Genomic DNA, 23690 nt, shown 5'->3' with positions numbered 1-23690 from the left:
CCATGCCCGTCAACGTCCTGATGCCCGCCCTCTCGCCGACCATGGAGAAGGGCAACCTCGCCAAGTGGCTCAAGAAGGAGGGCGACGCGATCAAGTCCGGCGACGTGCTCGCCGAGATCGAGACCGACAAGGCGACCATGGAGGTCGAGGCGATCGACGAGGGCGTGCTCGCCCGGATCGTCGTGCCCGAGGGCACCGCCGACGTGCCGGTCAACGACCTGATCGCGGTGATCGCCGTGGACGGCGAGGATCCGGCCGGGGTCCAGGCGGGCGGCGCGGCGCCGGCGCCGGCCCAGGCGCCGAAGGCCGACGCGTCGTCGGCGAACGAGAACACCACGCCCGGCGGCGGCCACATGTCCTACGAGCGGGTCAACGAGGCCCCCGACGGGGCGCGGCCCGCTTCCGAGCCCAGTAGCGCCAAGTCCGAGGGCGCCGCCCATCCGCCGAGCGGGGCGGGCGAGCGCGTCTTCGCCTCGCCGCTGGCCCGCCGCATCGCGAAGCAGGAGGGCATCGACCTCTCGGCCGTGCAGGGGTCGGGCCCGCGCGGCCGGGTGATCGAGCGCGACGTCCGCGCCGCCAAGGAGGCCGGCACCGGCAAGGCCGCGCCCGCCCCCAAGGCGGCCCCGAAGGCGCCCGAGGCGGCACCGCCGGCGCAAGCCGCCGCGCCCGCCCCCGCGGCCAGGGCCGCCGGCCTCACCACCGATCAGGTCCGCGGCTTCTACGCCAAGGACAGCTACGAGGAGGTGCCGCTCGACGGCATGCGCAAGACCATCGCCAAGCGCCTCACCGAGGCGATGCAGGTTGCGCCGCACTTCTACCTGACCGTGGATTGCGAGATCGACGCGCTGATGGCGCTTCGCGAGCAGCTCAACCGGAGCGCCGGCAAGGACAAGGACGGCAAGCCGCTGTTCAAGCTCTCGGTCAACGACTTCGTCATCAAGGCGATGGGCCTCGCCCTGACCCGGGTGCCGATGGCCAACGCCGTCTGGGCCGAGGACCGGGTGCTGCGCTTCAGGAACGCCGAGGTCGGCGTCGCCGTGGCGATCGACGGCGGCCTGTTCACCCCGGTCATCCGCCGGGCCGACGAGAAGACGCTGTCCACCATCTCCAACGAGATGAAGGACTTCGCGGCCCGTGCGCGCGCCAAGAAGCTGAAGCCGGAGGAGTACCAGGGCGGCGTCACCTCGGTGTCGAACCTCGGCATGTTCGGGATCAAGCACTTCACCGCGGTGATCAACCCGCCGCAATCCTCGATCCTGGCGGTCGGCGCCGGCGAGAAGCGGGTCGTGGTCAAGGACGGCGCGCCCGCCGTCGCCCAGGTGATGACCGCGACCCTCTCCTGCGACCACCGCGTGCTCGACGGCGCGCTCGGCGCCGAGCTGATCGCGGCCTTCAAGGGCCTGATCGAGAGCCCGATGGCGATGCTGGTCTGACGACGGGCCGGTCGCGCGGCGCGGCGAGACCGCGTCGTGCCGAGCCGAGCCGCCGGCCGCTTTCGCGATAAGTGCCGGAGCGGTCGGCGCGCAACACCTTCTGAATACATTATCTCTCGGCGTTGAGCCGGATTCGCCGCTCTGCTAGCACCGCCTCCAACGGCCCGCGGATCAACCCGGGCCATCGGAGGAATGCGCCCGTGGAACCCGTCCAAACCTGGAACCAGGTCTACGATCCGTTCGGCAACCCGTGGCTGTCGACGCTGGCCGCCTCCGTGCCGGTGATCGCGCTGCTCGCCATGATCGCCAGCGGCCGGGTCAAGGCCCACATCGCGGCCGTGCTCGCCCTGGTGCTGGCCTTCGCCCTCGCCGTCGGCGCCTTCGGCATGCCGCTCGGCCTCGCGACCCGCGCCTCGCTGCTCGGGATGGTGACCGGGTTCTTCCCGATCGGCTGGATCATCCTCAACGTCATCTTCCTCTACCGGCTGACGGTGGAGAAGGGGTGGTTCGCCATCCTCCAGCAATCGGTGGCCGGCATCACCACCGACCGGCGGCTGCAGCTGCTGCTCGTCGCCTTCGCCTTCGGCGCGTTCTTCGAGGGCGCGGGCGGGTTCGGCACGCCGGTGGCGGTCACCGGCGCGATCCTGATCGGGCTCGGCTTCTCGCCGCTGGCGGCCTCCGGCCTGTCGCTCATCGCCAACACCGCGCCGGTGGCCTTCGGCGCGCTCGGCGCGCCGATCCAGGGCCTCGCCTCGGTGACGGGCTACGACCCCTACGTGCTCGGCGCGATGATCGGCCGGCAGCTGCCGGTGTTCTCGCTGATCGTGCCGTTCTGGCTGATCTGGGTGTTCGCGGGCTTCCGCGGCATGGTCCAGGTCTGGCCGGCGATCCTGATCTGCGGCGGCGCCTTCGCCGCGGCCCAGTTCGGCATCTCGAACTACGTCAACCCGTGGATCGTCGACATCGGCGCCTCGATCGCGGCGATGGGCGCCCTGGTGCTGTTCCTGAAGGTCTGGAAGCCGGCCACGATCTGGACCTCGCCGGCGCTGCGCGGCAACGACCCGTCGATCGGCTACGGCGCGCCGCGGCCGGTGGCGCTCGGCGCGGGGGTTCCCTCCGACCTGCCCCGCGCCCCGGCCGCCACCGGCCGCACCGCCACCTCCTCCGAGATCGCGCTGGCCTGGCTGCCGTGGATCATCCTGTCGGTGATCGTGGCGATCTGGGGCACCGGCTGGTTCAAGGCCATCGTCAACCCGATCTTCACTTGGAAATACGAGGTGCCGGGCCTGCACAACGTGATCATGAAGGTGCCGCCGGTGGTGGCCAAGGCCCATCCCGAGGGCGCCGTCTTCCTGTTCACCTACATGTCCTACACCGGCACCGGCGTGCTGATCGCGGCACTGATCTCGGGCCTGATCATGCGGTTCTCGCCCGTCCGCCTCGTCACCGCCTACGTCGAGACGATCTGGGTGCTGCGCTACTCGCTGATCACCATCGCGGCGATGCTCGCGCTCGGCGTGCTCACCCGCTACGCCGGCGTCGACGCGACGCTGGGCCTGGCGTTCGCCGGAACCGGCATCCTTTACCCGTTCTTCGGCACGCTGCTCGGCTGGCTCGGCGTCGCGCTGACCGGCTCCGACACGGCCTCCAACGTGCTCTTCGGCGGCCTGCAGAAGATCACCTCGGAGCAGCTCGGCCTGTCGGGCGTGCTGATGGCCTCGGCCAACTCGTCGGGCGGCGTGATGGGCAAGATGATCGACGCCCAGTCGATCGTCGTCGCCTCCACCGCCACCGGCTATTTCGGCCAGGAGGGCAAGATCCTGCGCTTCGTGTTCTGGCACTCGATCGCGCTCGCCTGCCTGGTGGGCGGGCTGGTGATGCTCCAGGCCTACGTGCATCCCTTCACCGCGATGGTGATCCACGTTCCGTAGCCTCGCGCCCGAGATCGCCGGCGACACCAAAAAAGCCCGCCCCCTGCGGAGGGGGCGGGCTTTTCCTTTGGCGCAGTCTGGCGACGGGGGAGGGCGGCCTCAGGCCGCCCGCACGCCGGCCAGGAAGTGGTCGACCGCGCCGCGCAGGTCGCCGGCCTGGCTCGACAGCGCGCTCGCCGCGGCGAGCACCTGGGCCGAGCCGGAGCTCGCCGTCCCGGCCGCCTCGCTGACGCCCCCGATATGCTCCGACACCGCGCGGGTGCCCTGCGAGGTCTGGGCGGTGGTGCGGGCGATCTCGCCGGTCGCGGCCCCCTGCTCCTCGACCGCGGCGGCGATGTCGCCGCCGATCTGGGCCAAGCGCCGGATCACGTCGGTGATCCCGCTGATCGCCTGGACCGAGGCGTCGGTGGAGGCGCTGATCTCGACGACCTTGGCCGTGATCTCCTCGGTCGCCCGCGCGGTCTGGCCGGCCAGCGACTTCACCTCCTGCGCCACCACCGCGAAGCCGCGTCCCGCCTCGCCCGCGCGGGCTGCCTCGATGGTGGCGTTGAGGGCGAGCAGGTTGGTCTGGTCGGCGATCTGCGAGATCAGCCCGACGATCTGGGCGATGCTGCCGGCCGCCGTGGCGAGCCGCCGGACCTCGCCGGCCATGCCCTCGGCGTCTCGCTCGGCCGCCGCCGCGAGGTCGGCCGAGGCCGTGACCTGGGTGCCGATCTCGGCGACCGAGGCCGAGAGCTCCTCGGTCGCCGCCGCCACCGTGTCGGCCGAGAGCGCCGCCTCGTGCGACGCGCGGGCGACCTGAAGGCTCAGCGACGAGGCGTCCCCAGCCGCCCGCGTCATGCCGTGGGCCGCCGCCTCGAGCTGGATCGCCGCCGCCGAGACCGCCTCGACGATGCCGCCGACCCGGTCCTCGAACCCGTCGGCGAGCTCGAGCGCCGCCGCGCGCCGGGCCAGCTCGGCGTCGGCCGACATCCGCTCCTGCGCCGCGCGGCTGCGGCGGCGCTCGGCGACGTTGTCGCGGAACTCGATCGCCGCGGCGGCGATGGCGCGGACCTCGATCGGGCCGCCCTGGGGAATCGCCACGTCGTCGTCGCCGCGGCCGATGGCGGTGAGCGCCCGCGACATCCGGATCAGCGGCCGGGCCACCGCGGTGCCGAGGCCGAAGGCGAGGGCGCCCGACAGCAGGAAGATCGCGAGCGCCGCCCCCGACCAGATCACGAGCGCCCGTTCGGCCGTCGCGCGAACGCCGCCGGCCTCCGCGGCGAGGTCGGCGGTGAGGTGGTCCTCGACCGCCTTGAGGCCGTCGATGCGCTGGGTCGCGAGTCGAAACCAGAGCGGGGCGTCGCGGAAGGCCAGGGCTTCGCCGGGCATGGTCTCGAGGGCGACCTTGCGCAGGCGCGCCACCTCCCGCGCCGGGGCGGTGGCCTCCGCGGCATCGAGCAGGGCTCCTTGCGCCGGCTCCGCCCGGGACCGGAACAGGCCCTCGTAGGTGGCCTGGTCGGCTTGGAGGGTGGCGAGGCGGCGAATCCCGGCGAGGTCGAGGCTGCCGGTGGCGAAGGCGGCGGAGGCGGCGGCACGCTCCTGGCCGGCATATTCCTTCATCGTCAGGAAGGCGGCGTAGGAGGCGGCGTGGTTGGCGATCCCGACGGGGCCGATCACGCCCGACAGGGCGCGGACCAGCCCGAGGCCTTCGCCGATCAGACCGGTATAGACGGCGGCCGCCTGGGGCGCCGTCGGCTTCAGCGCGTCGACGGCGTTGCGCTGCGCGTCCAGGCCGTCGAGCGCCTGCGCGAAGGCGTTGGCCTTGCGGGTGAAGGCGGGGCCGTAGGCCGCCGCGCCGGCCGTGACGGCGGCGGCGAGGCCCTGGCGCGCGGCGTCGGTGCGGGCGCGCTGCGCGACCAGCTCCGCCTTGAACTGCGACCCCTTCGAGGCGAGGAACAGGCTGGAGGCGCCGCGCTCGCGCTGGCCCTCGTGCGCGAAGGCGCTGATCCGCGAGGCGAGGCCGACAAGGTCCTCGACCTGGACCATCTCGGCGCGCTGCGCCATCCGGTCGGAGATCGCGACACCGGCCACCGCGGCGAAGGCGAGGCAGGGCGCCAGCGCCACCGCCACGATGCGTCCCCGCAAGGACATCGGAACACCGGTCTTCATTCGCCCACGCATCCCAAGTCTTCGCACCGCGTCGATACGGACGACTGCGCTACAACCGGTAAAGACGCCGTTGCCATCACAGGTCGATGCGCTGTTCGATCGTCGCGGGCGCGATCTTCAACGGCGGGAGCCCGTCGGCAGCGTATTCGCGGACCCGGACACCAGGACATCGGCGGGCGATGCGGACGCGTCGTCGGGGCGACCCCCGGGCACGACTTCCGGACCTGCGCGAAGATCCGCGATCCCGCCGACGGATCGGGACGCGGCGGCATGCATTCCGGACGCCCGATCAAGACGCCGCGCCCGGCGCCGCCCTATCACGAGGCGCCGAGAGCGCGCGCGGCGGGTCGGCCGCGACGACGCCGGGCGTACCCTTGGGAGGCCATCATGATCCGTACCATCCTCGCCGCGAGCCTGCTGATCGCCGGCCTCGCCGCCGCCCGGGCCCAGACCGGCGACATGTCCTGCGCCGACTATCTCAAGGCCGACGCGCAGGCGCAGGCCTCGATGAGCGCCGCCGACAAGGCGATGATCGCCGCCGACCCGCAGGCGGCCGCGATGGACGCGAAGATGCGCGCCTACTGCAAGGCCAACCCGAAGGCCTCCTCGTCCGAGGCGGCGATGAAGGCGATGCAGTAATCCCGCCGGAGCCGCGCGCCCGGCACGGGCGCGCGGTGATCCTGGTCGTCGGCCGCCCCCCGAACGGGGCCGGCGCAGCGAAAAGATGCGGGCGGCCGCAGGGCCGGACGCGTCGCGGAACAAGGGCCGAGTTGCCCACGTACGCGTTTCGTTCTAGCAGACACGCGAGCATGCCGGGCCTGCGTCCCGCCCGCCGCACCTTGCCGAAGGCTTCGGACGGACGACATGACCCGGCGCGGCGGTCGCTTTCGCGATCGCCGGATCCCGCCCGTGTCGACGCCTCGAAAGACCGCCCCCGCCATGGCCAAAGCCGTCGCCGCCAAGACGCCTGCTGGCAACAAGACGCCTGCTGCCGATAAGACGCCTGCTGCCAAGACGCCCGCCGCGAAAGCGCCGCCCGCCAGGAAGCCCGCGAAGGCGAGCCCGGCCGCGCGGGCGGTCGAGGCCGAGGCCGGTGTCGACGCGAAGCTCGAGCGCCTGTTCGACCGGGAGACGCCGGCGGAGCGCGACCGGCGGGTGATCTCGGTGCGCGGCGCCCGCGAGCACAACCTGAAGAACGTCGACCTGACGATCCCGCGCGACAAGCTCGTGGTGTTCACCGGGCTCTCGGGCTCCGGCAAGTCGTCGCTCGCCTTCGACACGATCTACGCCGAGGGCCAGCGCCGCTACGTCGAGTCGCTCTCGGCCTATGCGCGCCAGTTCCTGGAGATGATGTCCAAGCCCGACGTCGACCAGATCGACGGGCTCTCGCCGGCGATCTCGATCGAGCAGAAGACCACCTCGAAGAACCCGCGCTCCACGGTGGGGACCGTCACTGAGATCTACGACTACATGCGCCTGCTCTGGGCCCGCGTCGGCATCCCGTACTCGCCGGCCACCGGCCTGCCGATCGAGAGCCAGACCGTGCAGCAGATGGTCGACCGCGTCCTGGCGCTGCCCGAGAAGAGCCGGCTCTACCTGCTCGCGCCCGTGGTCCGCGGCCGCAAGGGCGAGTACCGCAAGGAGATCGCCGAGTTCCAGAAGAAGGGCTTCCAGCGCCTGCGGATCGACGGCGAGTACTACCCGATCGACGACGTGCCGAAGCTCGACAAGAAGCTCAAGCACGACATCGACGTGGTGGTGGACCGGATCGTGGTGCGGGCTGACATCGCGAGCCGGCTCGCCGATTCCTTCGAGACGGCGCTCGAGCTCGCCGACGGCATCGCCGACATCGAGTTCGCCGACGTGCCGGAGGGCGAGACCCGGGAGAAGATCACCCTCTCGTCGCGCTTCGCCTGCCCGGTCTCGGGGTTCACCATCGCGGAGATCGAGCCCAGGCTGTTCTCGTTCAACAACCCGTTCGGCGCCTGCCCGACCTGCGGCGGCATTGGCCACGAGATGCGGATCGACGCCGAGCTGGTGATCTCCGACGAGGCCCTGAGCCTCAAGCGCGGCGCCATCGGCCCGTGGGCGAAGTCGACCTCGCCCTATTACGGGCAGACGCTCGACGCGCTCGCCCGGCATTACAGCTTCAAGACCGACCTGGCCTGGTCGCGGCTTCCCGAGGCGGCGCGCGCGATCATCCTCTACGGCTCCGGCAAGCAGTCGATCCGCTTCGACTACGATGACGGCATGCGCAAGTACGCCGTCAACAAGCCGTTCGAGGGCGTGATCCCCAACCTCGAGCGCCGCTACAAGGAGACCGAGAGCGACGCCGCGCGCGACGAGATCTCGCGCTTCATGAGCGAGACCCCGTGCGCCGCCTGCGGCGGCAAGCGGCTGAAGATCGAGGCGCTCGCCGTCAAGGTCGCGATGGAGGATATCGGCGCGGTCACCGCGCTCTCGGTCAGCGAGGCGCACCGCTGGTTCTCGGCGCTGCCGAAGAAGCTGACGCAGAAGCAGAACGAGATCGCGGTGCGGATCCTGAAGGAGATCCGCGACCGGCTGTCGTTCCTGGTCGACGTCGGCCTCGAATACCTGACGCTGGCCCGCGGCTCGGGGACCTTGTCCGGCGGCGAGAGCCAGCGCATCCGCCTCGCCTCGCAGATCGGCTCGGGGCTCACCGGCGTGCTCTACGTGCTGGACGAGCCGTCGATCGGCCTGCACCAGCGCGACAACGAGCGCCTGCTCGGCACGCTGAAGCGCCTGCGCGACCTCGGAAACTCGGTGATCGTGGTCGAGCACGACGAGGACGCGATCCTCCAGGCCGACTACGTGGTCGACGTCGGGCCGGGCGCCGGCATCCACGGCGGCCGGATCATCGCGCAGGGCACGCCCGAGGAGGTGCTGGCCCATCCCGACTCGCTGACCGCCAAGTACCTGACCGGCGAGAAGTCGGTGCGGACCCCGACCGCGCGGCGGAAGGGGCGCAAGGGCAAGCTCGGGGTGTTCGGCGCCCGCGGCAACAACCTCAAGAACGTCGACATCGAGATCCCGCTCGGCACCTTCACCTGCGTCACCGGCGTCTCGGGTGGCGGCAAGTCCACGCTGATCATCGACACGCTCTACAAGGCGGTGGCCAAGCGCCTGAACGGCGCGCTGGAGCATCCGGCGCCCTTCGACCGGCTCGAAGGGCTGGAGCACCTCGACAAGGTCATCGACATCGACCAGTCGCCGATCGGGCGGACCCCGCGCTCGAACCCGGCGACCTATACCGGCGCCTTCACCCCGATCCGCGACTGGTTCGCCGGCCTGCCCGAGGCCAAGGCCCGCGGCTACCAGCCGGGACGGTTCTCGTTCAACGTCCGGGGCGGCCGCTGCGAGGCGTGCTCGGGCGACGGCGTCATCAAGATCGAGATGCACTTCCTGCCCGACGTCTACGTCACCTGCGACGTGTGCAAGGGCAAGCGCTACGACCGCGAGACGCTGGAGGTGAAGTACCGCGCCAAGTCCATCGCCGACGTGCTCGACATGACCGTCGAGGAGGCCGCCGACCTGTTCAAGGCGGTGCCGACGATCCGCGAGAAGATGGAGACGCTCAAGCGCGTCGGGCTCGACTACGTCAGCGTCGGGCAGCAGGCGACGACGCTGTCGGGCGGCGAGGCGCAGCGGGTCAAGCTCTCGAAGGAGCTGTCGAAGCGCTCGACCGGCCGCACCCTCTACATCCTCGACGAGCCGACCACCGGCCTGCACTTCCACGACGTCGCCAAGCTGATGGAGGTGCTCCACGAGCTCGTCGACCAGGGCAACACGGTGGTGGTGATCGAGCACAACCTCGAGGTCATCAAGACCGCCGACTGGGTGATCGACATGGGCCCGGAGGGCGGCGACGGCGGCGGCGTGGTCGTCGCCCAGGGGACGCCTGAGCAGATCGCCGCGTCGACGGCGAGCCATACCGGGCGCTTCCTGCGCGACGTGCTCGCCCGCCGCCCCGCGGCGAAGCCGGCCGCTTCGCGGGCGGCGGTGGCGCGGCCGGCCGCGGAGTAGGCGCGCCGCGCCCTTCCGCCTCCCGGCGATGGGGACATCCGCTCGGCAAGATCTGCCGAGCGGTCGCGCCGCGTCGGCGTCCGATTCGGCCTGTCTCGCGGCCGATCCGCCCGTCCGGGCACGGCCCGACCGTCCGATCGGGACTTTCGGAGCCCGCCGGCGCGGGCCGGGACGTCCCCCCGGGATGGCGATCGGTCCCGCCGGGCTTGCCGAATCCTCCCGCTACGCTTCCCCCGACAAGAGCCTGAAACGGATGCGCTATTCTGCCGAATCCGGCTTCTTCGAATGCAATTTCTGCGACCGTCGCTCGGCCGCCGCACCGCAGCAAGGTTGAGGCATTTGGGCAACGGTTCGGCTCTCGCTGTCCAGATACGAGGCATTCCACTGTCTTTCCCAAGCGCTCTGTAGAATAGTTATCAGCGTTGAGACACGGGCCGGCTTCGTAGGGGGCGCTTGGCACATCTCGCACGGGAGCCGCGCAGACGGCAGACCGGCAAGGTAGTGCAGAGGCGGCGGGACGAAGTTCGGAAATCCTTGGGAAGGAACGAGAAAATGATGAAGACCTGGCTTGCCGCAGGTGCGGTCGCCCTCACCGTCGGCATGAACACCAGCGTTCAGGCGACGCCGTCCACGCAGCCCGGCGAGCAGGTCGGCCTCGCCTACGGCCCGCTGCCGGAAGGCGTCTACGCGATCAACACGTTCAGCACCGGCCGCGGCGACGCGCGCAACAGCCCGGACGTCGGCGTCAACGTGCCGATCCTGGTCTGGTCGACCGGCTTCAAGGTCCTCGGCGCGAGCATCATGCCGGTGATCGCGGTCCCGTCGGTGTTCGTGGGCACGAACAACGCGGCCGGCGTCCCGAACCAGGACCAGAGCTACTTCTACAACCCCTTCATCGGCAACATCTTCGCCTGGGATCTCGGCAACAAGATCAGCACCGCCTACCTCGTCGGCGCCTACATCGGCGTCGGCGACCGCGGCTCGCTCTGCAACGGCACGCTGACCGCCGGCTGCACCCCGGTGCTGCCGCAGAACGCCTCCACCTCGATCCGCAACACCGGCGCGATCTCGTACACCGGCGACGGCTACAACCTGACCGCGGCCCTGACGCACATCTTCTACGTCGACGACGCGGCCCGCTTCGGCGGTCAGTTTGCCGCGCTGGGCCCGATCGTGAACGCCGACGGCCTCTACCTCGACCTGACGGCGACCAAGACCTTCGGCAAGTTCGAGATCGGCGCCGTGGCCTACGGCTTCACCGACCTTCCGATCAACCGGAACCGAGGCGCAGCCTTTGCGGCCTATCAGCGTCAGGGCACGTTCGCGGCCGGTGGCCTCGTCGGTTACGACTTCGGCGCGTTCAAGGCTCAGGTGTTCGTGACGCGTACGGTCGCCGATCGCGGCGTCGGCGCCTTCGCCGACGAGACCCGCGGCTGGTTCCGCATCATTGCGCCGCTCTACACGGCGCAGGCCGCCGCCGCCGCGCCGGTGCCCCTGATGCGCAAGTACTGAGGCCGGGAGACGCGGCGGGTCCGGCAGGATCCGCCGCCGACCGAGGTCGAAGCAGAAACCGCCCGGTCCGCGAGGACCGGGCGGTTTTTCTACGTTTCGGACGGCGCCGCGCCCGATGCGCGACCGGAATCGATCCCGCCCGAAACCTTTCCGTGCGAGGCTCCGTAAGGCCGCCCGTAGCCCCGCGCACCGGGGCCCTACGAACGGTCAGGATACCCCATGACGCAGCATCACGCCTCCCGCTTCGCCACCTTCGCCCTCGCGCTCGCCCTCGGCGCCGCGCCGGTCGCGGCCTTCGCCAAGAACCCGATGGTCGGCGGCGCGCCGATGTATGCCAACAAGACGATCGTCGAGAACGCGGTCAACTCCAAGGATCACACCACGCTCGTGGCCGCGGTGAAGGCCGCCGGCCTCGTCGACACCCTGTCGGGCCCGGGCCCGTTCACCGTGTTCGCCCCGACCAACGCCGCCTTCGCCCGCCTCCCGGCCGGCACGGTGGAGACGCTGGTGAAGCCCGAGAACAAGGCCACGCTCACCAAGATCCTGACCTACCACGTCGTCCCGGGCGTCTACACCGCCAAGGAGCTGATGGCCGAGGTCAAGAAGGGCGGCGGCGAGGCCCAGCTCAAGACCGTCGAGGGCGATCCCCTGGTGGTCACGTCCAAGGGCAAGAAGGTCTACGTGACCGATGCCAAGGGCAACACCGCCACCGTCACCATCGCCAACGTGATGCAGTCGAACGGCGTCATCCACGTCATCAACGGCGTGCTGCAGCCCTGATCGCGACCGCCGCGCTCCGGCCGAGGCGCCGGAGCGCTGCACGACGAGGAACACCCCGGGCCACGCGGTCCGGGGTGTTCCTCGTTCCGGCATCGGTCATCGGGGTCGGGTCACGCGGATGCCCGCCTCACTCGCGGATCAGCGTGCCGGAATAGACCACCGGCCCCGTCGGGGCGCCGTTCGGCGATCCGCCCGGCGGCTCCACCGTCACGGCGATGAGCCCGCTCGCCGCGGTCTCCGCCGGCAGGGCGATCCGGGTCGCCGAGGCGCCGACGAGGCCGATCGCCTTGGGGGACGCCCCGGAGCCGATGTACCAGAGCTCGAGGCTCTTGCCGGACGGGGTCTCGGCGCCCACCGGGCGCACCTCGGCGGTGCCTGTGGCCGTGTCGATCCGCAGCACGAGGGCGGGCAGCGCGCCGCCGCTCTGCACCACGGCGAGGTAGCGCGTGCCCGGCGCCGGCTCGTCCCGCCGGCCGCCGACCGCGACGAACAGCGCGAGCCCCGCCGCGAGCAGCCCCGTCCCCGCCGCCACGAGGCGCCAGCGCCGCACCTGCCTGACGAGGCGGATCGCGCGGTCGTCGTTGGCGGCCGTCGGCGCGGGGGCAGGGGGCGCGGAAGCCAGGGGCGCGGGGGCCGGGATCGCGTCCGCCCCCGTCAGCGCGCCGGCGATCCTGGGCCAGACATGGTCGGGCGGCATCTCGGCCGGAACGGCGAGGGCCAGCGGCCCGAGCCGCCGCTCCCACGCCGCCACCGCGCGCGCGGTGGCGGGATCGACGACGCGCTCCAGCTCGAACGCCGCGCGCTCGTCGGGCGAGAGCGAGCCGAGCACGTACTCAGCGGCGCGCAGGTCGCGCTCGGTCTCGGGCCCGGCGCTCACGCCTGCTCCTCCAGGCAGCCCTTGAGGGCGCCGAGCGAGCGGTGCAGCCAGGTCTTGATGGTGTTGACGGGCCGGTCGTAGTGCTGGGCCAGCTCCTCGCGCGACCAGCCCTCGCAATAGGCGAGCACGACGCAGGCGCGCTGCGCCTCGTCGAGGCGCGCGAGGCAGGCCGCGAGCGCGCCGCGTCCGACGATCGCCGCCTCGGTGTCGTGCGGGTCGATGAGACGTTCCACCCAGTCCTCGCCGTCCTCGCGCACCGGTCCCTGGACCTCGCCCTTGCGGCGGATCCCGTCGATGGCCCGGTTGCGCGCGATGGCGCAGAGCCAGGTCATCGGCCGCCCGGATTCCGGAGCGTAGGAGCCTGCCGCCTGCCAGACGCGGAGATAGACGTCCTGAAGCACATCCTCGGCCACGCTCCGATCCCGCTGGATACGCAGGATCACCCCGTAAAGTTTCGGTGATGTCAGGTCGTAGAGCGAGCGCAGGGCGCCCTTGTCGCCACCGGCGATCGCGCGCAGGATCCGCTGCAGGGTCGCGTCGTCGCCCAAGGATCGGTCGCCCAAGGATCGTCCCCCGTCCCATCGGCAGGTCCTCGCGCCGGACAGGCGAACGATCGGGACCGTTGCGGCAAGGGTTAGCGCATTCTGCGGTGATGAGAAGACGCGGCGCCCCGATTGCCACGGTTCTCCCTAGGGATGCATCGCGGGGGCGATGCGGGGCGACGATGGCTCGGGCCGACCTTTCCCGCGGACGTTGCGGCTCGCCGGCACGGCCTCGCGCCGCGCCGCCCTCTCGGGCCGCGCCGCCGCGTCGCCCTGCCGGGGTGTCGCGACCGGTCGGCGCGTCCTATCTCCCGCATGGGGGCACGCGGCTCGCGCCCCTCGGACCACCGACCCTCCGGCACCTTACCGGAGCGCAGACATCTCGAAGGACCGACGCGGCATGGCCTCGCAGGGTGATTGGAAGATCCCGGCTTCGACGCAGCCGAAGCCCGGCGATTACGGCTACGACCTCGACCGCGCCCTCACGGCGATGGTCCAGCTCTCCGCCCGCGTGCCGGCCGAGGCCTTCACCGCCGAGACGCTCGGCACCGAGCGGGCGGGCAACGGCGTGGTCATCGGCGAGGACGGCCTCGTGCTCACCATCGGATACCTCGTCACCGAGGCGGAGAGCGTGTGGCTCACCACCAACGACGGCCGCTCCGTGCCCGGCCACGTCATGGGGTTCGATGCCGCTACCGGCTTCGGCCTCGTCCAGGCGCTCGGGCCGCTGGGCGTGCCGGCGCTCAAGCTCGGCACCTCCGGCAGCCTGAAGATCGGCGACCGGGCGGTGGTGGCCGGCGCCGGCGGGCGCCAGCGCTGCGTCGCCGCGCAGATCGTCGCCCGGCAGGAATTCGCCGGCTACTGGGAATACGTCCTCGACGAGGCGCTGTTCACCGCGCCCTCGCATCCGAACTGGGGCGGGACCGCGCTGATCGGCCCGGAGGGCGACCTCCTCGGGATCGGCTCGCTCCAGCTCCAGCAGGGCGGCACGTCGGGCCCGCGGGCGATCAACATGGTGGTGCCGATCGACCTGCTGCCGCCGATCCTCGACGACCTGACCTCGCGCGGGCGCGCCAACCGTCCGGCCCGCCCCTGGCTCGGCCTCTACGCCACCGAGAGCGAGGATGGCGTCGTGGTGATGGGGCTCGCCGACAACGGCCCGGCCGAGGCGGCGGACCTGCGCGCGGGCGACGTGATCGAGGCGGTGGCGGGCGAGCCGGTGGCGGATCTCGCCGACTTCTTCCGCAGCGTCTGGGCGCTGGGCGAAGCGGGCGTGCGGGTGCCGCTGACGATCCGCCGCGACGGCCGCGCCCTGAAGCCGACCCTGGTCTCGGGCGACCGCGAGCGCTTCCTCATGAGCCCGCCCCTGCACTGACCGTCCCTGTACCGCCCCTCTGCACTGACCGCCCCGCCCGGGCCGAAGCCTGGCTGTACGCAGCACAACACGGCCGTCAGTGGAAATTCATCCGGTACGCCGTAGTTTTCTCGCTGCCCGGCCATTCCCTCCCTGGCCGGACATCGAAGGAGATCGCGTCATGACGCACGTGAAGACTTTTGGTGGGGCCGGCCTGGCGACGGCAGCCGGCCTGGCGGGAGCCCTGCTCCTCGCATCCGCCGCCCAGGCCATGCCGCTGGCGCCGCTGCCCGGCGGCGCCCTGATCGAGACCGTCGCCGGCGGCTGCGGCCCCGGCTTCCATCCCAATCCGTGGGGCGTGTGCCGGCCGAACTGGGGCCCGCGCCCGTACTGGCGGCGGCCGGTCTACGGCCCCTACGCCTACGGCCCGCCGCGCCCGTTCTACGGCCGCCCGGCCTATTACGGGCCGCGCCCGTTCTACTGAGACCGGGCCCGGCCGTCGGGCCGGGCCCCGCGCATGGACAGCGCCGCATCGCGCCTTTCGGCCGATGCGGCGCTGTCGTATTCACGATGCCGCACGCGGATCCACAGTGTTCGGCGATCGGATCGATGCGCGACCGTGCCGGCGCGCAGACGACGCAAGGTCATCGCTTGCACGTTGCCCAAGCCGATCGGACGCCGTTGGCCTCCTGAACTGCGAACGCGATCCGGCGCGCGCAAAGGCCTCGAAAACAGGCTTTCCAAAACCTTGCCAAATCGTTGTGCGCCGCATGCCGGGCTCGCATGGCTGGCTAACGAATGTCGGCCTGCCGCTGCGGCGCAGCAAGCTTATATGTGCATTGCACCAACAAGAGGCAGACGGTGCCCAAGCGGTCGTCACCGCCTGCCTGAACAAAGGTCAATGTCATGTCCGCCGCCCGTAGCGTCCTCAACCGTTTCCGCGCCTATCTCCGTTACCGTGAGACCATCACCGAGCTGTCGCGCCTGTCCGACCGCGACCTCGCCGACCTCGGCATCAACCGCTTCGAGATCCAGGGCATCGCCCGCGGCTGAACCGCCATCGCCCGCGGCTGAAGCTCCCGGACGTGCGCCGGCCCGTTGCCTCGGGCCGGCTCGTTCCGGTATCTGCAGGGGCATGTCCCAAGCAAGCGCGCCCATCCACATCGTCGGCGGCGGCCTCGCAGGCTCGGAAGCCGCTTGGCAGATCGCCGAAGCCGGCCACCACGCGGTGCTGCACGAGATGCGGCCGGTGCGCGGCACCGAGGCCCATCACGGCGAGGGCCTCGCCGAGCTCGTCTGCTCCAACTCCTTCCGCTCCGACGACCCGAACGGCAACGCCGTCGGCCTCCTGCACCAGGAGATGCGGACGCTCGGATCGCTGATCCTGCGGGCGGCCGACCGGCATCAGGTCCCGGCCGGCGGCGCGCTCGCGGTCGACCGCGAGGGGTTCTCCGCCGCCGTCACCGCCGCGCTCGAAGCGCACCCCAACGTCACCATCGTGCGGGAGGAGGTCGCCGGGCTGCCGCCGGAGAGCTGGGGGCCGTGCATCGTCGCCACCGGCCCGCTCACCGCCCCCGCCCTCGCCGAGGCGATCCGCACCATCACCGGCGCCGACGCGCTCGCCTTCTTCGACGCCATCGCCCCGATCGTCCACCGCGACTCGATCGACATGAGCAAGGCGTGGTTCCAGTCGCGCTACGACAAGGTCGGGCCCGGCGGCACGGGGGCCGACTACATCAACTGCCCGATGGACCGAACGCAGTACGACGCCTTCATCGCGGCGCTCGTCGGCGGCGAGAAGATCGGCTTCAAGGAGTGGGAGGCCTCGACGCCGTACTTCGACGGCTGCCTGCCGATCGAGGTGATGGCCGAGCGCGGCCCCGAGACCCTGCGCCACGGCCCGATGAAGCCCGTAGGCCTCACCAACCCGCACGATCCCCAGGTGAAGGCCTGCGCGATCGTGCAGCTGCGCCAGGACAACGCGCTCGGCACGCTCTACAACATGGTCGGCTTCCAGACGAAGCTGACCTATTCCGAGCAGGTCCGCGTCTTCCGCACCATCCCCGGCCTCGAGAACGCGGAGTTCGCCCGCCTCGGCGGCCTCCACCGCAACACCTACCTCGACAGCCCGCGCCTGCTCGACGCGACCCTGCGCCTGAAGGTGCGCCCGTCGCTGCGCTTCGCCGGCCAGATCACCGGCTGCGAAGGCTATGTCGAGAGCGCGGCGATCGGCCTGATGGCCGGGCGCTTCGCGGTGGCGGAGAGCCGGGGCGGGGCGCTCGAGCCCCTGCCGCAGACGACCGCGCTCGGCGCGCTGATCGCCCACATCACCGGCGGCCACATCCTCGACGACGCGCCCGAGGAGACGGCCAAGGAGCCGGGCAAGCCGCGCTCGTTCCAGCCGATGAACGTCAATTTCGGCCTGTTCCCGCCGCTCGCCGCGATGCCGCGCAACGAGACCGGCAAGCGCCTGCGCGGGCCGGAGAAGGCGATGCTCAAGCGCCAAGCCCTGACCGACCGGGCGCGCGCCGACCTGTCGGCCTGGATCGCCGGCACGACGCCCCAGGCCGCGGCGGCCGAGTAGCGCCCCCACGTTCAAGCGCGCGAAAAAGTCCCTCGATCGGCGACATCGCGACTTGAGCCCGCGCCCGTCCCGGCGAACAGTGGCGCGGACGGCGCAGGCCGGATCGCGGGACGAGGCGCAGCCGTGGCGGGACCTTACGAAAAATCCTCCGGGTCGACGGTCGGGGCGGTGCTCCGCGTCACCAGCGGCAACTTCTTGGAAATGTTCGACTTCTTCCTGTTCGGCTTCTACGCGACCCACATCGCGAAGGCGTTCTTCCCGTCCGGCGACGAGTTCGCCTCCCTGATGCTGACCTTCATGACGTTCGGTGCCGGCTTCCTGATGCGGCCGCTCGGCGCCGTGCTGCTCGGCGCCTACGTCGACCGGGTCGGGCGCCGCAAGGGGCTGATCACCACCCTGGCGATCATGGCCGCCGGCACGGTGCTGATCGCCTTCGTGCCGGCCTACGCCACCATCGGCCTGCTCGCCCCGGCCCTCGTCCTGATCGGCCGGCTGCTCCAGGGCTTCTCGGCGGGCGTCGAGCTCGGCGGCGTCTCGGTCTACCTGTCGGAGATGGCGACGCCCGGCCGCAAGGGCTTCTACGTGTCCTGGCAATCGGGGAGCCAGCAGGTGGCGATCATGGCCGCCGCCGCGATCGGCTACGGGCTGAGCCACGCGCTGGTGCCGGAGCAGATGTCGGAATGGGGCTGGCGGGTGCCGTTCCTCATCGGCTGCGCGCTGGTGCCGTTCCTATTCTACATCCGCAACTCGCTGGAGGAGACCAAGGCCTTCGCCGAGCGCAAGCACCGGCCGGAGGCGGCCGAGATCTTCCGGACGCTCGCGACGAACTGGCGGATCGTGCTGCTCGGCATGCTGATGGTCGCGATGACCACGATCGCGTTCTACACGATCACCGTCTACACGCCGACCTTCGGCAAGAGCGTCCTCAAGCTCACCGACACCGACAGCCTGCTCGTGACCTTCTGCGTCGCGGTCTCGAACCTGTTCTGGCTCCCGGTGATGGGGGCGCTGTCCGACCGGATCGGCCGCAAGCCGCTCCTGATCGCGTTCTCGGCGCTGACCCTGCTCACCGCCTACCCGGCGCTGACCTGGCTCGTGGGTCACATCAGCTTCGGGGCGATGCTCGCCGTGCTGCTGTGGTTCTCGTTCCTCTACGGCAGCTACAACGGCGCGATGGTGGTGGCGCTGACCGAGGTCGTTCCGGTCGAGGTCCGGACCGCCGGCTTCTCGCTCGCCTACTCGCTGGCGACCGCCCTGTTCGGCGGCATGACGCCGCTCGTCGCCACCTGGCTGATCGCGGCGACCGGCGACAAGGCCGCGCCCGGCCTGTGGATGTCGCTCGGCGGCGGCCTGGGACTGGTCGCGACGCTGGTGATTTATCGCGGGCGCGGGGCGATGCCAGCCGGGATGCCCGCGGCGGCCCGGTGAGCCGCGCGGCGATCCGCCGGTCGGAAGCTATTGCGGGGATGCCGTCCGGTACAGGACGGGCGTGGCCGGATGGTGCGGCGCGAGCCGGATCCAGGGAACCCGGTCCGGCTCGAAGCGGACGCGGGCCGCCCGGCGCCAGAGCGGCGGGGCATGATCGCCGACCAGGAGGATCTCCGTACCCGGATTGCGGATCGCGAGACGCGAGACCGCCGCGAACAGGTCCTCCCAGATCTCGGCCATCGCGCAGACCTCCGGATCGCCGAAGGGCCCACCGGTCTTGCAGTCGTGGCGCGGCGTCGCCTCCCCGGGCCTGACCGGGACATGGGAATTGAGCGTGACCCAGTACACGAACAGCGGCTGCGTCGCCTTCGACAGCCGGTCGTCGATGGTTTCGGCGATGTCGACGTCGCAGGGGCCGACGAACGCGCCGCCGCAGTGCCGCGTGTAGGCCGTGGTCGCGGTGTCCTGGAACACGCTTCGGACGAAGCCCGCCTTCGGGTACCAGGAGGACCGATCGTAGAAGGCGCTCGTGAACCCGTGGACCGAGACGGTGCGGTAGCCTCGCGCGGCGAGCTGGACCGGAAGGCAGGTCGGTCCGTGCCCGTCGAGGAGAACGGTGTAGGCCGAGCGCGAATGGCAGAGCTCGCGCATCTCCCCGTACGAGGTCGCCCCGAAGAAGCTCGTCGTGCCGGTCGTGATGCTGAAGGCCTCCCTCAAGGCCGCGTCGTCGAAGGCGGAGAACAGCACCTCCCTCTGGCGCGGGTCGCGCAGGACGCCCAGGCTCCCGACGAGTACGAGAAGGACGTTCGGCTTCCGCGGCGACGGCTCCGTCAGGGCGGCGAAGCCCGACGCCTGGACCGCGGATTGGAAGGGCTGACCGATGGCGGCGGCCGGGCCGAGAGAAAGGCTGGCCGAGCTGTTGATCGCGATGTCGGCGAACAGGAATCCCGACACCGCCAGGGCGAGGACGATCCTGTTGCCTCGGACCATGGGTGCCCTGTAGCGCACGAGGAACCACAGGCCGGCCGCGACGAATGCCGTCAGGGCCGCCGTGAGCCCCGCATAGAGCGGCGAGCTCAGCAACCGGACATGCGTCAAGGCATCGAGGTTGTGATGGATGGATCCGATGTCGAGGAAAAAGATCTCCGAGACGATCATCAGCAGGTCGAAGGCCACGACCGTGAGGTAGAGCGGCACCACGGCAAGGGGCGGCAGCCGGATGCCGACCAGGATCACGACGACGTAGGCCGCGATCGGCGCGGATCGTGCCGGAATGCCGATCCAGAGGCTTGCCAGGATGGCCAGCGCGTTCGGCAGGAGCAGGGCGCCGACGACGAGAAGCAGGGTCGGCCCGGCCTGCGCGATGCGGCGGCGGACCGCCCAGCCGCCGACGCGTTCGCGCACGGTTTCGCGCGCGTCGACGAAGCCGTTTTCCGCGCTGTCCATGCCCGCGCCCCACCTCAAGTCCGTGGAGCATGTTCCTATGGATCGGTTATCACGGTCCTAATTTGCAAGTTAACTCGGTAAATTTGCCCAGACGATCGAAATCGTTCCCGCCTTGCCGAGGTCTGGCGGGCGGGCGTCGGAACGCGCGAGCCCTCCTCAGATCGCCCGCCGCGCCATCAGCCGCCGGCCCGGGCGGTGCCCCTCCTCGCCGGTGTCGCGGAACCCGAGCTTGGTCAGGAGCCCCCAGGAGGCGACGTTGCCGGGACGGCACTCGGCAACGATCGTGCGGGCCGGAAAGCGCAGCGACAGCGATCCCAGGATGCCCGACACCGCTTCCGTGGCGAGGCCGCGCCCCCGGGCGGCGCCGCCGACCCAGTAGCCGATCTCGACCGCCTCGGTTCCGCGCAGGTGCGTCCCGACCACCCCGACCAGGGTTCGGCCCTCGCGCGTCCGGGCGCCGAAGAACCGGTCCTCGCGGCGGCGTCCCGAGGCGATGAGCCTGCGGGCATCCTCGAGCGTGAAGGGCGCGGGCAGGAAATCGACGGCGCCGGTGATCGCCGGGTCGTCGGTGAGGCTCCGCAGCGCCTCCGCATCGCCCGGAATCAGCACGTCGATCGACAGTCGCGCGGTCTCCAGACCGGGCAGGTCGCACAAGCTGTCGCTTCGGGCGCGGCGGAAGAACATCTCGGAGGATGTGGGATCGGACGACGGATACCGTAAGAGACGCTTTGGCGGGGCGGTCTCATCCCGCGCCGACCCGGGCGCGGCCTACTCCACGGCCTGGAAGCCCGACAGCGGCGCCTCGACGCGGCAGACGACCCCGTCGGGCTCGTAGGCGAGGCCGACCGCGCCCCCGACCGCGCCCGCGAGCCCGCGCTCGATCAGCCGCGACCCGAAGCCCTTCCGCGTCGGCGGCGCGACCTTGGGACCGCCGCGCTCGGTCCACAGCATCCGCACCATGGCGTCGGCATCGAGCGACCACGTCACGGCCACGCGGCCGCCGGGCACCGAGAGCGCGCCGTACTTGGCCGCGTTGGTGGCGAGCTCGTGCATCATCAGCGCCAGCGACAGCGCCGCCTTCGGGCCGACCTCGATCTCCGGCCCGTCGAGGGCGAGGCGCCCGGCCTGGCCGTCGTCGTGGATCGCCAGCGCCCCGGCGATCACCGCGGCGATGCCGGCGCTCTCGCGCGCGCCCGTCAGGAGGATGTCGTGCGCCTTGCCCAGGGCGATCAGCCGGGCGGCGAGCGCCTCCTTGGCGCTCTCGAAATCGGGGGCGTTGCGCAGGGTCTGCGACGCGATGGCCTGGACCATCGCGAGGGTGTTCTTGAGGCGGTGGCTGAGCTCGCGGTTGCGGAGCGCCTGCTGGTCCTCGGCCTGGATGCGCCCGAGCGTGCCCCAGAGCCGCTCGGCGACCTCGCGCACGAAGGCGATCTCGCCGGCGGCCCAGGCGCGCGGCGCGCGGTCGTGGACGAACAGTACCCCGGCGAGCCGGCCGAGCCGCGTCAGCGGGACATTGATCGCGGCCCGTGCGCCCATGCCGGCATAGGCCGCGGCATCGCCGGCCAGCGCCGGATCGGCGATATCGGGGATCGCCTGCGGCAGGCCCGAGGCCAGGCGCGCCAGGGTCTCGGGGAAGGCGGTGAGCGGGCAGGGCGGCGGCGGGCCGGCCGGATCGGCGTCCGCCGCGGTCCAGGCGGCCTCGACCTGGAACACGCCGCCCGCGACATCGACGGCGCCGTAGCCCGCCCGCGTCGCCGGAAGCGTCGCGCCGAGGATCGCGGCGGCGGCACCGATCGCCTCGGTCCGGCCCGAGGCGTCGCGCAGCGCGTCGCCCAGCGCGATGAGCGCACGGTGGCGCGCCTCGGTGGTGCGCTCCAGCGTGATGTCCTCGATCATCGCGGTGGTCTGGAGCCGGTCGCCCAGCGCCTGCGACACGAGGTTGACCCGGGCCCAGATGATGCGGCCGTCGGCACGGCGGTAGCGCTTCTCCAGGGTCTCGCGCAGGACCTCGCCGGCGGCGAGGCGCCGGTGCAGGGTGTCGCGCTCGGCCGCATCCTCCTGCGGGGTCCACAGCGCCACCGACCGGCCGACGATGGCGGCGGCCGGCGCGCCCCAGATGGCGCAGAGCTTGGCGTTGACGCTCAGCACCTCCAGGCTGTGCGGATCGAGCTGGACGATGCCGACGTTGGCGCCCTCGAAGATCGCGCGGACATCGGCCTCGGCGCGGTTGCGCTCGCTCAGGTCGAGCATCGCGCCGACCATGCGCACCGGCGTGCCGTCCGCGTCGCGGATCACGTAGCCGCGGTCGAGCACGTCGGCGTGGCGTCCGTCGGCGCGCAGGAAGCGGTATTCGAGGCTCCAGGCGTCGCTCCCGCCCCGGATCGCGGTACCGAGCGCCGCCTCGACCCGGTCGCGGTCGACCGGGTGGACCTGCGCCAGCCACCATGCCCCGGTGGCGGCCTCGCCGTCCGGGGCCCAGCCGTAGGCGGTCTGGAGCGCCTCGTTCCACGTGACCGTGTCGGCGACGAGGTCCCAGTCGCGGATCGCGTCGCTGGTCGCCCGCGCGATCAGGCGGTAGCGCTCGCGGACGGCCTCCGAGGCGAGGTCTGCGACCTTGCGCGCGGTGACGTCCCGGACGCTCCCGACGATCCGGTTGGCCCGGCCGCCGGCGAGCACCGGACGGCCGCAGATCGCGACCCAGAAGGGCGCATCGTCGGGCCGCGCCAGCCGGTAGTCGCCGCCGAACCGCCCGTCGCCCTCCGGGTCGAGGGCGGTGCGCAGGTCGGCGGCGGCCCGCATCCGGTCGTCCGGGTGGATCGCCCGCAGGAAGTTCCGCGCCAGGTTCGCCGGCTGCGCCGCGTCGAGCCCGAGCAGCCGGAGGGCGTGAGCATCGCAATCGAGGCGGTCGGCGAGCGGGTCGTAGTCCCAGATCCCAATCTCGGTCGCCTCGATCGCCAGCCGCATCAGCAGCGCGCTCTCGCCGAGGCGGACGGTGGTGGCGGCGCGCGCCGCGAGGGCTTGGCGCTGCCGGGCGAGGCGCGCCTCCCGACGGTCGAGGGCGGCGCGGCTCTCCAGCAGGCCGACCGTGCGGCGCCCGAGCGCCCGGAAGGCCGCCTCCTGGCCGGGCGCGAGGCCGGCGCGCGGCAGGGTGTCGAGGACGCAGAGCGTCCCGAGCGAGACGCCGTCGCGCGAGACGAGGCGGAGCGCCGCGAGGAAGCCGAACGGGAGCGCGCCTCCACCGGGCCCCGCGCCCCGGTCGGCGAGGACGCGGAGGTCGGGCAGGACGCAGAGGTCGTCTCGGAAGATGTCGCCGTGGGGGAGGACTTGTCCCTGGCGGACGCCTCCGCCCCGATCGAGCCCCCCTCGCGAGAGCAGCCGTGCCAGCGCCCGCCCGTCGGGCGCGGCGATCCCGAGGCGTGCCGCCACCGCCAAGCCGTCGCCGTCAACGAGGCCGAGGAAGGAGGCCGGCGCACAGAGGAGCGCACGCGCGAGCAGCACGGTGTCGTCGAAGCCGGTCTTGGCCGGATGCGCTCCGGAATCCGCGCGGGGCGCGGCCCGTACCGGTCGGTCGGGAAGGGCGGACGGGGCGCTCACCGCGGCGTCCGCGG

At 71.8% G+C, this 23690-nt stretch carries 18 protein-coding genes; 12 read left to right on the top strand and 6 right to left on the bottom strand.

All coding sequences use genetic code 11. The annotated features are described in order from the left end of the window. Positions 1-2: 2 nt before the first annotated feature. Together MKK68_RS21130 and MKK68_RS21125 are read left to right on the top strand one after the other, a co-directional pair. Entirely contained in the window at positions 3-1433 is a 1431-nt protein-coding gene (locus tag MKK68_RS21130; RefSeq protein WP_244032847.1) for a pyruvate dehydrogenase complex dihydrolipoamide acetyltransferase, read from the top strand. A 200-nt stretch (positions 1434-1633) separates the two neighbouring features. Then, on the top strand, positions 1634-3364 hold the full coding sequence (locus tag MKK68_RS21125; RefSeq protein WP_147729239.1) for an L-lactate permease: 1731 nt from the start codon (positions 1634-1636) through the stop codon (positions 3362-3364). 99 nt (positions 3365-3463) lie between these two features. Here MKK68_RS21125 and MKK68_RS21120 read toward each other — a convergent pair whose 3' ends face one another. After that, positions 3464-5497 carry a methyl-accepting chemotaxis protein gene (locus tag MKK68_RS21120; protein WP_409567287.1) on the bottom strand — a complete coding sequence of 678 codons (2034 nt, stop codon included), beginning with the start codon at positions 5495-5497 and terminating at the stop codon, positions 3464-3466. 405 nt (positions 5498-5902) lie between these two features. Here MKK68_RS21120 and MKK68_RS21115 point away from each other — a divergent pair, with 405 nt between their 5' ends. The 5 genes from MKK68_RS21115 (at position 5903) to MKK68_RS21095 (ending at position 11851) form a co-directional block, all read left to right on the top strand. Continuing rightward, the gene (locus MKK68_RS21115; RefSeq protein WP_147728850.1) at positions 5903-6154 is read left to right on the top strand and encodes a hypothetical protein; all 252 of its coding nucleotides are present in this window, start codon (positions 5903-5905) and stop codon (positions 6152-6154) included. Positions 6155-6454: 300 nt separating this feature from the next. Continuing rightward, positions 6455-9559 (top strand): excinuclease ABC subunit UvrA, encoded by a 3105-nt coding sequence (uvrA, locus tag MKK68_RS21110; protein WP_244032849.1) that lies wholly within the window; start codon positions 6455-6457, stop codon positions 9557-9559. Positions 9560-9743: 184 nt separating this feature from the next. Continuing rightward, complete coding sequence (locus tag MKK68_RS21105) at positions 9744-9893, top strand: hypothetical protein (protein ID WP_187275572.1); 150 nt, start codon at positions 9744-9746, stop codon at positions 9891-9893. 218 nt (positions 9894-10111) lie between these two features. Then, positions 10112-11071 (top strand): transporter, encoded by a 960-nt coding sequence (locus tag MKK68_RS21100; RefSeq protein ID WP_147729404.1) that lies wholly within the window; start codon positions 10112-10114, stop codon positions 11069-11071. Positions 11072-11290: 219 nt separating this feature from the next. Beyond that, complete coding sequence (locus tag MKK68_RS21095; RefSeq protein ID WP_147729405.1) at positions 11291-11851, top strand: fasciclin domain-containing protein; 561 nt, start codon at positions 11291-11293, stop codon at positions 11849-11851. Positions 11852-11978: 127 nt separating this feature from the next. On the opposite strand, the gene MKK68_RS21090 is transcribed toward MKK68_RS21095, so the two are convergent. Both MKK68_RS21090 and MKK68_RS21085 read right to left on the bottom strand, forming a co-directional pair. Next, the gene (locus MKK68_RS21090) at positions 11979-12728 is read right to left on the bottom strand and encodes an anti-sigma factor domain-containing protein (RefSeq protein WP_405043022.1); all 750 of its coding nucleotides are present in this window, start codon (positions 12726-12728) and stop codon (positions 11979-11981) included. Further along, positions 12725-13276: a sigma-70 family RNA polymerase sigma factor gene (locus tag MKK68_RS21085; protein WP_147729996.1), complete on the bottom strand. Its 552-nt coding sequence runs from the start codon at positions 13274-13276 to the stop codon at positions 12725-12727. Before MKK68_RS21085 ends, MKK68_RS21090 begins: the two co-directional genes overlap by 4 nt. A gap of 394 nt (positions 13277-13670) precedes the next feature. Between MKK68_RS21085 and MKK68_RS21080 the strand changes: the two genes are divergently transcribed. From MKK68_RS21080 to MKK68_RS21060, 5 genes are all read left to right on the top strand, one after another. After that, positions 13671-14645, top strand: a complete 975-nt coding sequence (locus tag MKK68_RS21080; RefSeq protein ID WP_147727653.1) for a S1C family serine protease — start codon at positions 13671-13673, stop codon at positions 14643-14645. Between the two features lie 160 nt (positions 14646-14805). Further along, complete coding sequence (locus MKK68_RS21075; RefSeq protein ID WP_244032843.1) at positions 14806-15108, top strand: GCG_CRPN prefix-to-repeats domain-containing protein; 303 nt, start codon at positions 14806-14808, stop codon at positions 15106-15108. Positions 15109-15530: 422 nt separating this feature from the next. After that, on the top strand, positions 15531-15677 hold the full coding sequence (locus tag MKK68_RS21070) for a DUF1127 domain-containing protein (RefSeq protein WP_147727651.1): 147 nt from the start codon (positions 15531-15533) through the stop codon (positions 15675-15677). A gap of 82 nt (positions 15678-15759) precedes the next feature. Then, complete coding sequence (trmFO, locus tag MKK68_RS21065) at positions 15760-17208, top strand: methylenetetrahydrofolate--tRNA-(uracil(54)-C(5))-methyltransferase (FADH(2)-oxidizing) TrmFO (protein WP_147860005.1); 1449 nt, start codon at positions 15760-15762, stop codon at positions 17206-17208. Positions 17209-17331: 123 nt separating this feature from the next. Next, positions 17332-18636, top strand: a complete 1305-nt coding sequence (locus MKK68_RS21060) for an MFS transporter (protein WP_244032842.1) — start codon at positions 17332-17334, stop codon at positions 18634-18636. 27 nt (positions 18637-18663) lie between these two features. On the opposite strand, the gene MKK68_RS21055 is transcribed toward MKK68_RS21060, so the two are convergent. From MKK68_RS21055 to MKK68_RS21045, 3 genes are all read right to left on the bottom strand, one after another. Beyond that, a complete protein-coding gene (locus MKK68_RS21055) occupies positions 18664-20082 on the bottom strand; it encodes a sulfatase-like hydrolase/transferase (protein WP_244032841.1) in 1419 nt (472 codons plus the stop codon). Positions 20083-20238: 156 nt separating this feature from the next. After that, positions 20239-20766, bottom strand: a complete 528-nt coding sequence (locus MKK68_RS21050; RefSeq protein ID WP_147727647.1) for a GNAT family N-acetyltransferase — start codon at positions 20764-20766, stop codon at positions 20239-20241. 84 nt (positions 20767-20850) lie between these two features. Further along, the gene (locus tag MKK68_RS21045; protein WP_244032840.1) at positions 20851-23676 is read right to left on the bottom strand and encodes a PAS domain-containing protein; all 2826 of its coding nucleotides are present in this window, start codon (positions 23674-23676) and stop codon (positions 20851-20853) included. Positions 23677-23690: the final 14 nt, after the last annotated feature.

Origin of the sequence: Methylobacterium sp. E-016, assembly GCF_022829745.1 — a bacterium.
GTDB lineage: Bacteria > Pseudomonadota > Alphaproteobacteria > Rhizobiales > Beijerinckiaceae > Methylobacterium.
Note: the sequence above shows the minus strand (reverse complement) of the source record. Positions and strands in the feature narration are given on the sequence as shown.

What these genes read in the sequence shown, in the direction of transcription:
- MKK68_RS21130 (WP_244032847.1), top strand. Translation starts at nt 3, where the DNA reads ATGCCCGTCAACGTCCTGATGCCCGCCCTCTCGCCGACCATGGAGAAG.
- MKK68_RS21120 (WP_409567287.1), bottom strand. Translation starts at nt 5,497, where the DNA reads ATGTCCTTGCGGGGACGCATCGTGGCGGTGGCGCTGGCGCCCTGCCTC.
- MKK68_RS21115 (WP_147728850.1), top strand. Translation starts at nt 5,903, where the DNA reads ATGATCCGTACCATCCTCGCCGCGAGCCTGCTGATCGCCGGCCTCGCC.
- uvrA (WP_244032849.1), top strand. Translation starts at nt 6,455, where the DNA reads ATGGCCAAAGCCGTCGCCGCCAAGACGCCTGCTGGCAACAAGACGCCT.
- MKK68_RS21105 (WP_187275572.1), top strand. Translation starts at nt 9,744, where the DNA reads ATGGCGATCGGTCCCGCCGGGCTTGCCGAATCCTCCCGCTACGCTTCC.
- MKK68_RS21100 (WP_147729404.1), top strand. Translation starts at nt 10,112, where the DNA reads ATGATGAAGACCTGGCTTGCCGCAGGTGCGGTCGCCCTCACCGTCGGC.
- MKK68_RS21095 (WP_147729405.1), top strand. Translation starts at nt 11,291, where the DNA reads ATGACGCAGCATCACGCCTCCCGCTTCGCCACCTTCGCCCTCGCGCTC.
- MKK68_RS21080 (WP_147727653.1), top strand. Translation starts at nt 13,671, where the DNA reads ATGGCCTCGCAGGGTGATTGGAAGATCCCGGCTTCGACGCAGCCGAAG.
- MKK68_RS21075 (WP_244032843.1), top strand. Translation starts at nt 14,806, where the DNA reads ATGACGCACGTGAAGACTTTTGGTGGGGCCGGCCTGGCGACGGCAGCC.
- MKK68_RS21070 (WP_147727651.1), top strand. Translation starts at nt 15,531, where the DNA reads ATGTCCGCCGCCCGTAGCGTCCTCAACCGTTTCCGCGCCTATCTCCGT.
- trmFO (WP_147860005.1), top strand. Translation starts at nt 15,760, where the DNA reads ATGTCCCAAGCAAGCGCGCCCATCCACATCGTCGGCGGCGGCCTCGCA.
- MKK68_RS21055 (WP_244032841.1), bottom strand. Translation starts at nt 20,082, where the DNA reads ATGGACAGCGCGGAAAACGGCTTCGTCGACGCGCGCGAAACCGTGCGC.
- MKK68_RS21050 (WP_147727647.1), bottom strand. Translation starts at nt 20,766, where the DNA reads ATGTTCTTCCGCCGCGCCCGAAGCGACAGCTTGTGCGACCTGCCCGGT.